Source organism: Pseudomonas sp. NPDC098740 (assembly GCF_044760065.1).
Taxonomy (GTDB): Bacteria; Pseudomonadota; Gammaproteobacteria; order Pseudomonadales; family Pseudomonadaceae; genus Aquipseudomonas; species Aquipseudomonas rossensis.
The window spans coordinates 82,136-90,781 of record NZ_JBIWAM010000021.1 but is presented as its reverse complement, the minus strand read 5'-3'; the positions used below and the strand labels follow the sequence as shown (position 1 = coordinate 90,781).

9 protein-coding genes and 1 tRNA gene are annotated in these 8,646 nt (G+C 59.0%); 5 read left to right on the top strand and 5 right to left on the bottom strand.

The features are described 5' to 3' along the window. The 5 genes from ACIQU2_RS22515 to ACIQU2_RS22495 form a co-directional block, all read right to left on the bottom strand. A partial coding sequence (locus ACIQU2_RS22515) for a ribose-phosphate pyrophosphokinase-like domain-containing protein (RefSeq protein WP_403144049.1) occupies window positions 1-232 on the bottom strand: 232 nt, incomplete at its 3' end. Window positions 233-277: 45 nt separating this feature from the next. Then, window positions 278-352, bottom strand: a tRNA-Gln gene (locus tag ACIQU2_RS22510). Window positions 353-389: 37 nt separating this feature from the next. Next, complete coding sequence (gene ispE / locus ACIQU2_RS22505) at window positions 390-1,241, bottom strand: 4-(cytidine 5'-diphospho)-2-C-methyl-D-erythritol kinase (protein ID WP_123365634.1); 852 nt, start codon at window positions 1,239-1,241, stop codon at window positions 390-392. Window positions 1,242-1,243: 2 nt separating this feature from the next. After that, complete coding sequence (lolB, locus tag ACIQU2_RS22500; RefSeq protein WP_403144048.1) at window positions 1,244-1,861, bottom strand: lipoprotein insertase outer membrane protein LolB; 618 nt, start codon at window positions 1,859-1,861, stop codon at window positions 1,244-1,246. A 4-nt stretch (window positions 1,862-1,865) separates the two neighbouring features. Next, complete coding sequence (locus tag ACIQU2_RS22495) at window positions 1,866-3,590, bottom strand: tetratricopeptide repeat protein (RefSeq protein ID WP_403144046.1); 1,725 nt, start codon at window positions 3,588-3,590, stop codon at window positions 1,866-1,868. A gap of 280 nt (window positions 3,591-3,870) precedes the next feature. Between ACIQU2_RS22495 and hemA the strand changes: the two genes are divergently transcribed. Genes hemA through murI form a run of 5 tightly spaced genes read left to right on the top strand, consistent with a single transcriptional unit; the run spans window position 3,871 to window position 8,603 of the window. Then, a complete protein-coding gene (gene hemA, locus ACIQU2_RS22490) occupies window positions 3,871-5,160 on the top strand; it encodes a glutamyl-tRNA reductase (RefSeq protein ID WP_347804057.1) in 1,290 nt (429 codons plus the stop codon). Beyond that, window positions 5,157-6,239 carry a peptide chain release factor 1 gene (prfA, locus tag ACIQU2_RS22485; RefSeq protein WP_347804056.1) on the top strand — a complete coding sequence of 361 codons (1,083 nt, stop codon included), beginning with the start codon at window positions 5,157-5,159 and terminating at the stop codon, window positions 6,237-6,239. Before hemA ends, prfA begins: the two co-directional genes overlap by 4 nt. Further along, window positions 6,240-7,070: a peptide chain release factor N(5)-glutamine methyltransferase gene (gene prmC / locus ACIQU2_RS22480; protein ID WP_347804055.1), complete on the top strand. Its 831-nt coding sequence runs from the start codon at window positions 6,240-6,242 to the stop codon at window positions 7,068-7,070. Continuing rightward, window positions 7,064-7,819: a molybdopterin-synthase adenylyltransferase MoeB gene (locus tag ACIQU2_RS22475; RefSeq protein WP_008153418.1), complete on the top strand. Its 756-nt coding sequence runs from the start codon at window positions 7,064-7,066 to the stop codon at window positions 7,817-7,819. Before prmC ends, ACIQU2_RS22475 begins: the two co-directional genes overlap by 7 nt. After that, entirely contained in the window at window positions 7,812-8,603 is a 792-nt protein-coding gene (gene murI / locus ACIQU2_RS22470; RefSeq protein ID WP_347804054.1) for a glutamate racemase, read from the top strand. The genes ACIQU2_RS22475 and murI overlap by 8 nt, the downstream gene beginning before the upstream one ends. Window positions 8,604-8,646: the final 43 nt, after the last annotated feature.

The window sequence follows — 8,646 nt, the reverse complement described above, 5'->3', positions numbered from 1 at the left end:
GGAAGGCATCAGCCATCACTACCAGTTCCATCAGGTTATCGTTGGTCGGAGCGCAAGTCGGCTGAATAATGAAGACATCTTTACCGCGGACGTTTTCATTGATCTCGGCAGTAATTTCGCCGTCGGAGAACTTACCGACAGAGATGTCACCGAGAGGGATATGCAGCTGACGTACAACACGCCGAGCCAGATCGGGGTTAGCGTTCCCCGTAAAGACCATCATCTTGGACACGCGCAGTACCTAGAGGCTGAGGGTAACCTGGATGAGTATAGAAAATGGCAGGGGCGGCTGGATTCGAACCAACGCATGGCAGGATCAAAACCTGCTGCCTTACCGCTTGGCGACGCCCCTGTATCTGTTGCAACGAGTACCCAGTACTCGATTCCTTTTAGAGCAGACTTTGCAGCTTGCGATGCAACATCGAAATGTTGCTTCCCTTTGCTACAAACCCTGTAAGGGTCTCTGTAAGAAGGGCCGAGACTTTATCAGCTTCAGCTTTGCTTGGGAAGCCCCCAAACACACAACTTCCAGTTCCGGTGAGTTTTGCTTCGGTAAATTTACCTAACAAATTCAATGCGTTACGTACATCTGGATAACGCCTTGCTACCACCGGTAAGCAGTCATTTCGACTGTTTCCCTTGGGAACGGGGCGCACTTTAATGGGAGAAGAGTTACGTGTCAACAACGGATCTGAAAAAATTTCTGCTGTACTTACAGAGACTTGCGGCACAAGCACGAGATACCACGGTTCTTCGGGGTCTACAGGGGTCAGTTTCTCCCCCACGCCTTCGGCAAAAGCCGCGTGCCCACGCACGAAAACCGGGACGTCGGCGCCAAGCGTCAGGCCCAGCACGGCCAGTCGATCCTCATCCCAACCCAATTGCCAAAGATGATTGAGGCCCAGCAAAGTGGTCGCGGCATTTGAACTGCCGCCACCGATTCCACCGCCCATGGGCAGAATTTTTTCGATCCAGATGTCGATGCCGAGCGAACAACCGGATTGCTCCTGAAGTTTTTTTGCAGCTCGAACAATCAGATTGCTGTCGTGAGGAACGCCATCGAATTCGGTGTGCAGTCGAATCACACCGTCATCACGAACGGCGAACGTGATTTCATCGCCGTAATCGAGAAACTGAAAAATAGTCTGCAACTCGTGATAACCGTCTTCACGGCGACCGAGGATGTGCAGCATCAGATTGAGTTTGGCCGGGGAGGGCAGCGTCAAGCGCGGAGCGGTCATGTTCACTGCCCCAATTTGCGAGGTTGCCATTCCTTGATCACCAGCGTGACGTCAAGGTCGGTGCCGTGCAGTTTGATCCGCTCGGGTAGCCAAAAGCCGTTTTGCTCGGCATAGCTGAGGTATTCGACCTGCCAGCCATCCTGCTCAAGATTGGCCAGGCGGCTGTCGGCATCCAGCGTCAGACGGCTTTTGCTATCCGGAGCCGGGAGCCCACGAACCCACCAGGCCAGATTGGACACCGGTAACTTCCAGCCCAGTTGTTCTTCGACCAACACTTCAGGCGTCGACGCTTCATAGCGGCCCTGGTTGGCGACTTCCAGCGAGACCTTGCCGGGGCGGCCGGTCAGGCGTGCTGCGCCGCGACCCAGGGGGCCGGAGAGGCGAATGTCGTAGTAATCCTGTCGCTGCAGCCAGAACAACGTGCCGCTGCCCGAGTCTTTCGGGGCGCGAATGCCGATCTTGCCGTTGATCTGCCAGCCGTCGAGGCTGGTCAGTTGCTGTTTGTACTCGCGCCATTGGGCCGTGTTGCCTTTACCCTGGACTGATTCGCGGGCACCGAAGCCCGCGCAACCGGCGAGCAGGGCGATAAAGCTGAAAACAATGAGGTGGCGCAAAAACATAATCTTAAAGAGTCTCTGATCCGGTCAGGCGCTTGATGGTGCTGCGCAGGATGGGGCTGTCGGGCTGCTCCTTGAGGAACTTGCTCCAGATTTGTTTGGCTTCCCGTTGCTTGCCGTTGGCCCACAGGACTTCGCCCAGGTGCGCGGCGACTTCCTGATCGGGGAAACGATCCAGCGCCTGGCGCAGCAGGCGTTCGGCTTCGTCGAGATTGCCCATGCGGAAGTTCACCCAGCCGAGACTGTCGAGTACCGCCGGGTCTTCCGGATTGATCTGGTGTGCCTGTTCGATCAAGGCCTTGGCTTCGACGTAACGCGTTGTACGGTCGGACAAGGTGTAACCGAGGGCGTTCAAGGCCATCGCGTTGTCCGGATCGCGTTTGATGATCAGCCGCAGGTCTTTTTCCATCTGCGCCAGGTCGTTGCGTTTTTCCGCTTGCATGGCGCGGGTGTACAGCAGATTCAGATCGTCCGGGTACTTCTGCAAGGCTTGCTCCAATACATTCCAGGCTTTGTCGGGCTGTCTATTGGCGGACAAGGTTTCGGCTTCGATCAAATACAACTGAATCGCGTAATCGGGCTGCTCATCGCGCTCCGCAGCCAGACGGCTTTGGGCTTCGGCGGTCTTGCCGTTGTTCATCAGGATATCGGCCTGACGCAATTGCGCTGGCAGGTAATCGTTGCCCGGGCCGACCTGGGCGTACTCGATCAGCGCGCCTTGAGGGTCGTTGCGCTCTTCAGCGATACGACCGAGGTTCAGGTGCGCCGAATCGACGTGGCTTTCACGGGCAATCAGGTCTTCCAGATAGCCCTTGGCCTCATCCCAGGCCTTGGCTTCCAGGCAGACCAGCGCCAGGGAATAACGCAGTTCGTCGTCTTCGGGGTACTGCTGAACCAGGCTCGAGAACTCGGCTTTGGCGTCGTCCATGCGGTCCTGTTCAACCAGCATGCGCGCGTAAGTCAGGCGCAGGCGTTTGTCGTCCGGGTATTTCTTGATGCTTTTTTGCAGCAGCGGCAACGCTTCATCACCACGACTGAGGGTCTGCAGCAGGCGTGCGCGCAGCAGAATCGGTGCTATTTCGCCGTCGTCCGGCGGATTGTCTTCCAGCAGGCCCAGCGCACCCTTGGCGTCACCGTCCTGTTGCAGCAGCAAGGCTTTGCCGAAAATCAGCTGACTGTTGTTCGGATGGCGCTGTAATAAACGGTCAAAGCTTTTCATCAAGCCGTTGCGCGTGTCCTGGTCGGTATCGGCCGCAGACAGGGCGAGGAAGTCGAAATGCGTGTCGCCCTTGCCTTGCAGGACTTTCTCCATATAGACCATGGAGTCGTCATAACGCCCGGCACGAGCCAGTTGCACGGCAGCGGCCCGTTGCGCCTCAAGGTCGTCCGGGGCGTTTTTCGCCCAGATCAAAGCGGTGTCCAGAGCAGCCTGATCGGCGCCCAGGTATTCGGCGATACGGAATGCCCGCTCGGAGATACCCGGATCCTGAGTATTGATCGCCTGGGTCACGTAGTTGTCCAGGGCAATGTCGAAACGATTGCGCTGGCCAGCCAGTTCGGCGCTCAACAGACTGAAGACGGTTTCTTCACTGAATGAGCTGTAAACCTTGGGCTTTTCAGGGGCTGGAGTGCTGTCTTCGACCGGCGGCGTACCGTCCGACGAAACGGGTGCCAAGGCCTGGCAGCCGCTGAGGAAGACAAAAGCGAGGAGCAACGCGGAAGATCTATTCATATAGGAAGAGGACGACTAACCTGCGGTCGGATCATCATGACACAAGCCTTCGGCCAAACATAACCGAGTCTCAATTGGCGCCTTTAGAGGCAGGTCATTGGGACAATCGTAGGAGCTGCCGCAGGCTGCGATCTTTTGATCTTGCCTGTGCGGCACCTTTGAAACCTGAAAAGATCGCAGCCTTCGGCAGCTCATACAGGGGCGATAGATATCGAATAGTTGTTCTGGCTCTGTCGAAGTAGGACAATTGCCGGCTTCACGTCACCATCAGCGACCTTGAATGGCCTTCCTTGCACTCGGTATTAACCACAAGACTGCTTCAGTAGACGTCCGCGAGCGCGTGGCCTTTACCCCTGAGCAGCTGGTGGAGGCCTTGCAGCAGCTCTGCCGACTCACCGACAGCCGCGAAGCTGCGATCCTCTCCACCTGCAATCGCAGTGAACTCTATATAGAACAGGATCACCTTTCGGCTGACATCATATTGCGCTGGCTGGCCGATTATCACCATTTGAGCCTCGAAGAGCTGCGCGCGAGTGCTTATGTGCACGAAGATGATGCGGCAGTTCGTCACATGATGCGGGTGGCCTCCGGGCTCGATTCGCTGGTGTTGGGCGAACCACAGATTCTCGGTCAGATGAAATCGGCCTACGCCGTGGCCCGGGAGGCCGGCACCATCGGTCCGTTGCTCGGGCGGCTGTTCCAGGCCACGTTCAATGCGGCCAAACAGGTGCGCACCGACACCGCCATCGGCGAGAACCCGGTGTCCGTGGCGTTTGCCGCGGTCAGTCTGGCGAAACAGATTTTCAGCGACCTGCAACGTAGCCAGGCCCTGCTGATCGGCGCCGGCGAGACCATCACCCTGGTCGCCCGTCATCTGCACGAATTGGGTGTAAAGCGCATCGTCGTCGCCAACCGCACCCTGGAGCGCGCGAGCATTCTGGCCGAGCAGTTCGGCGCCCACGCGGTGTTGCTCTCGGACATCCCGGCGGAACTGGTGCGCAGCGACATCGTTATCAGCTCCACCGCCAGCCAGTTGCCGATCCTGGGCAAGGGCGCGGTGGAAAGCGCCTTGAAACTGCGCAAGCACAAGCCGATCTTCATGGTAGACATCGCCGTCCCCCGGGATATCGAGCCGGAAGTCGGCGAACTGGACGACGTTTACCTTTATAGCGTCGACGATCTCCACGAAGTGGTCGCCGAGAACCTCAAGAGTCGCCAGGGCGCAGCCCAGGCGGCGGAAGAGATGGTCTCGGTCGGTGCCGAAGATTTCATGGTTCGCCTGCGTGAACTGGCGGCGGTGGATGTGCTCAAGGCCTATCGCCAACAAAGCGAGCGCATGCGCGACGAAGAATTGCAGAAGGCCCAGCGCATGCTGGCCAACGGCAGCAGCGCCGAAGACGTGCTGGTGCAACTGGCGCGGAGCCTGACCAACAAACTCCTGCACGCACCGAGCGTGCAGTTGAAAAAGCTCTCTGCCGAAGGCCGCCTCGATGCGCTGGCCATGGCCCAGGAACTCTTTGCCCTGAATGAGGGCTCATCGGATAGCTTTTCGGATAAAAAACCGCAATGAAAGCGTCACTGCTCAATAAGCTGGACATCCTCCAGGACCGTTTCGAGGAATTGACTGCCTTGCTTGGCGACGGCGAAGTCATTTCCGATCAGAACAAATTCCGCACCTATTCCAAGGAATACGCGGAAGTCGAACCGATTGTCGAAACCTATAAACAGTTGCTCAAAGTACAAGGCGATCTCGAGGGTGCACAGGCGCTCCTCAAGGACAGCGACCCGGACATGCGCGAAATGGCCGTGGAAGAAGTCCGCGAAGCCAAAGAGCAATTGATCGACATCGAAGCCAGCCTGCAACGCATGCTGCTGCCCAAGGATCCGAACGATGGGCGTAACGTGTTCCTCGAAATCCGCGCCGGTACCGGCGGTGACGAAGCGGCGATTTTCTCTGGTGACCTGTTCCGCATGTATTCGCGTTACGCCGAGCGTCGTGGCTGGCGGGTGGAAATCCTCTCGGAAAACATCGGTGAACACGGTGGCTTTAAAGAAGTCATCGCCCGCGTCGAAGGCGACAACGTCTACGGCAAGCTGAAGTTCGAATCCGGTGCCCACCGCGTACAACGGGTTCCCGCTACCGAATCCCAGGGTCGCATCCACACCTCGGCCTGCACCGTAGCCGTGTTGCCCGAGCCGGACGAGCAAGAGGCGATCGAGATCAACCCCTCGGATTTGCGCATCGATACCTACAAATCCTCCGGTGCCGGTGGTCAGCACGTTAACAAAACGGACTCGGCGATCCGCATCACGCACTTGCCGTCCGGTATTGTCGTCGAGTGCCAGGAAGAACGTTCCCAGCACAAGAACCGGGCCCGGGCGATGTCCTGGCTGTCGGCCAAGCTCAACGATCAGCAGACCAGCGCCGCCGCGAACGCTATCGCTAGCGAGCGTAAATTGCTGGTCGGTTCGGGCGATCGCTCGGAGCGAATCCGCACGTATAACTTTGCCCAAGGGCGGGTCACCGACCACCGGGTCAACCTGACGCTGTATTCCCTCGACGAAATCCTCGCGGGCGGTGTCGATGCGGTGATCGAGCCGTTGCTGGCCGAATACCAGGCCGATCAATTGGCAGCGATAGGTGAGTAAATGACGATCATTGCCAGTTTGTTACGCGCCGCCGACCTGCCAGATTCGCCCACCGCGCGCCTGGATGCCGAATTGTTGCTGGCCGCGGCGTTGGGCAAGTCCCGCAGTTTTCTGCACACCTGGCCCGAGCGCATCGTTCCGAGCGAAGCGGCGCTTAAATTTGCCGAGTATTTGCAGCGCCGCCGTGGCGGTGAGCCAGTGGCTTACATCCTCGGTCAGCAAGGTTTCTGGAAGCTTGATCTGGAAGTGGCGCCGCACACGCTGATCCCGCGCCCGGACACCGAGCTGTTGGTGGAAGCGGCGCTTGAACTCCTGCCAGCCACACCTGCCAAGGTCCTCGATCTCGGCACCGGCAGCGGCGCCATTGCCCTGGCCCTGGCCAGCGAGCGTCCGGCCTGGAAGGTGACCGCCGTGGATCGCGTGCTCGAAGCCGTGGCCCTGGCCGAGCGCAATCGCCAGCGACTTCACCTGAACAACGCCACCGTGCTGAGCAGTCATTGGTTCAGTGCGCTGGAAGGTCAACGTTTTCAGCTGATCATCAGCAACCCGCCTTACATCGCCTCCGCCGACCCGCATCTGGTGGAAGGTGATGTGCGCTTCGAACCGGCCAGTGCCTTGGTGGCCGGCGTCGATGGGCTCGACGATCTGCGTCTGATCGTCGCTCAGGCGCCGGATTACCTTGAAGCGGGCGGTTGGTTGATGCTCGAACACGGTTACGATCAAGCCAAGGCAGTACGCGATTTGCTACTGACCCGTGGCTTTGAAGAAGTCCACAGCCGCACCGATCTGGGCGGTCACGAACGTATCAGCCTGGGGCGCCTGCCGTGCTGAATGATCAGGAATTGTTGCGCTACAGTCGGCAGATTTTGTTGCAGCACGTCGACATCGACGGCCAGTTGCGACTGAAAGAAAGCCGCGTATTGATCGTCGGTCTCGGCGGCCTCGGCTCGCCGGTTGCGCTGTATCTGGCAGCCGCTGGCGTCGGCGAGTTGCATCTGGCGGACTTCGACACGGTCGACCTGACCAACCTGCAACGCCAGATCGTTCACGACACCGACAGTGTTGGCCTGAGCAAAGTCGACTCGGCGATCCGCCGACTGACTGCAATCAATCCCGAGATTCAGTTGATCGCCCATCGCACCGCGCTGGACGAAGATTCCCTGGCTGCCGCCGTGGCCGCAGTGGATCTGGTGCTGGACTGTTCCGACAACTTCTCCACCCGCGAAGCGGTCAACGCAGCGTGTGTCGCCGCCGGCAAACCTCTGGTCAGCGGCGCAGCGATTCGGCTCGAAGGTCAGTTGTCAGTGTTTGACCCGCGCCGTCCGGAAAGCCCGTGCTACCACTGTTTATATGGTCACGGCAGCGAAGCCGAACTGACCTGTAGCGAAGCCGGCGTCGTAGGGCCATTGGTTGGCCTGGTTGGCAGCCTCCAGGCGCTGGAAGCCATGAAATTGCTGGTGGGTTTCGGCGAGCCGCTGGTGGGGCGTCTGTTGTTGATCGATGCCTTGGGCTCGCGCTTTCGCGAATTGCGGGTCAAGCGTGATCCGGGGTGCAGCGTCTGTGGTTCGAAGCATGCGTGAAGCGCCGATTGGCGTGTTCGACTCCGGCGTCGGTGGGCTTTCGGTGCTGGCCGAGATCCAGCGTTTGCTGCCCAACGAGTCACTGTTGTACGTCGCCGATTGCGGCAATATTCCCTACGGCGAGAAAACCCCGGAATTCATCCGTCATCGCTGCAGTGTGATGGCCGGTTTTTTTCAGCAGCAGGGCGCCAAGGCCTTGGTGCTGGCCTGCAATACGGCGACTGTCGCTGGCGTTGCCGACTTGCGGCGCGATTATCCCGAGTGGCCCATCGTCGGCATGGAGCCGGCGGTCAAACCGGCCGCTGCCGCCACCCGCAGCGGTGTGGTCGGTGTGCTCGCCACCACCGGCACCTTGCAGAGTGCCAAGTTCGCCGCGTTGCTCGACCGATTCGCCACCGATGTGCGAGTCATCACTCAGCCGTGCCCCGGCCTGGTGGAGCTGATTGAAAACGGTGATCTGCACAGTCCGGCCCTGCGCCAGTTGCTTGCCAGATATGTCGAACCGCTGCTCGGCGCCGGGTGCGACACGATAATTCTTGGCTGCACGCATTACCCCTTCCTAAAGCCGTTGCTTAAGCAGATGATCCCCGATGACATCAGCTTGATCGACACCGGCGCCGCTGTAGCGCGGCAACTTCAGCGCCTGTTGGCCGAGCGTGAATTGCTCGCCGAAGGACCTGCTCGTGCCGCACAGTTCTGGACGAGTGCCGATCCGGAGCATTTCAGAAATATCTTGCCGATACTGTGGAATACCGCTGGCGTTGTGCAAAGCTTCAAAGGGTAAGTTAAATCCTGCGGCAAGCGAGTAATTGGGGTGAACTTCTGAT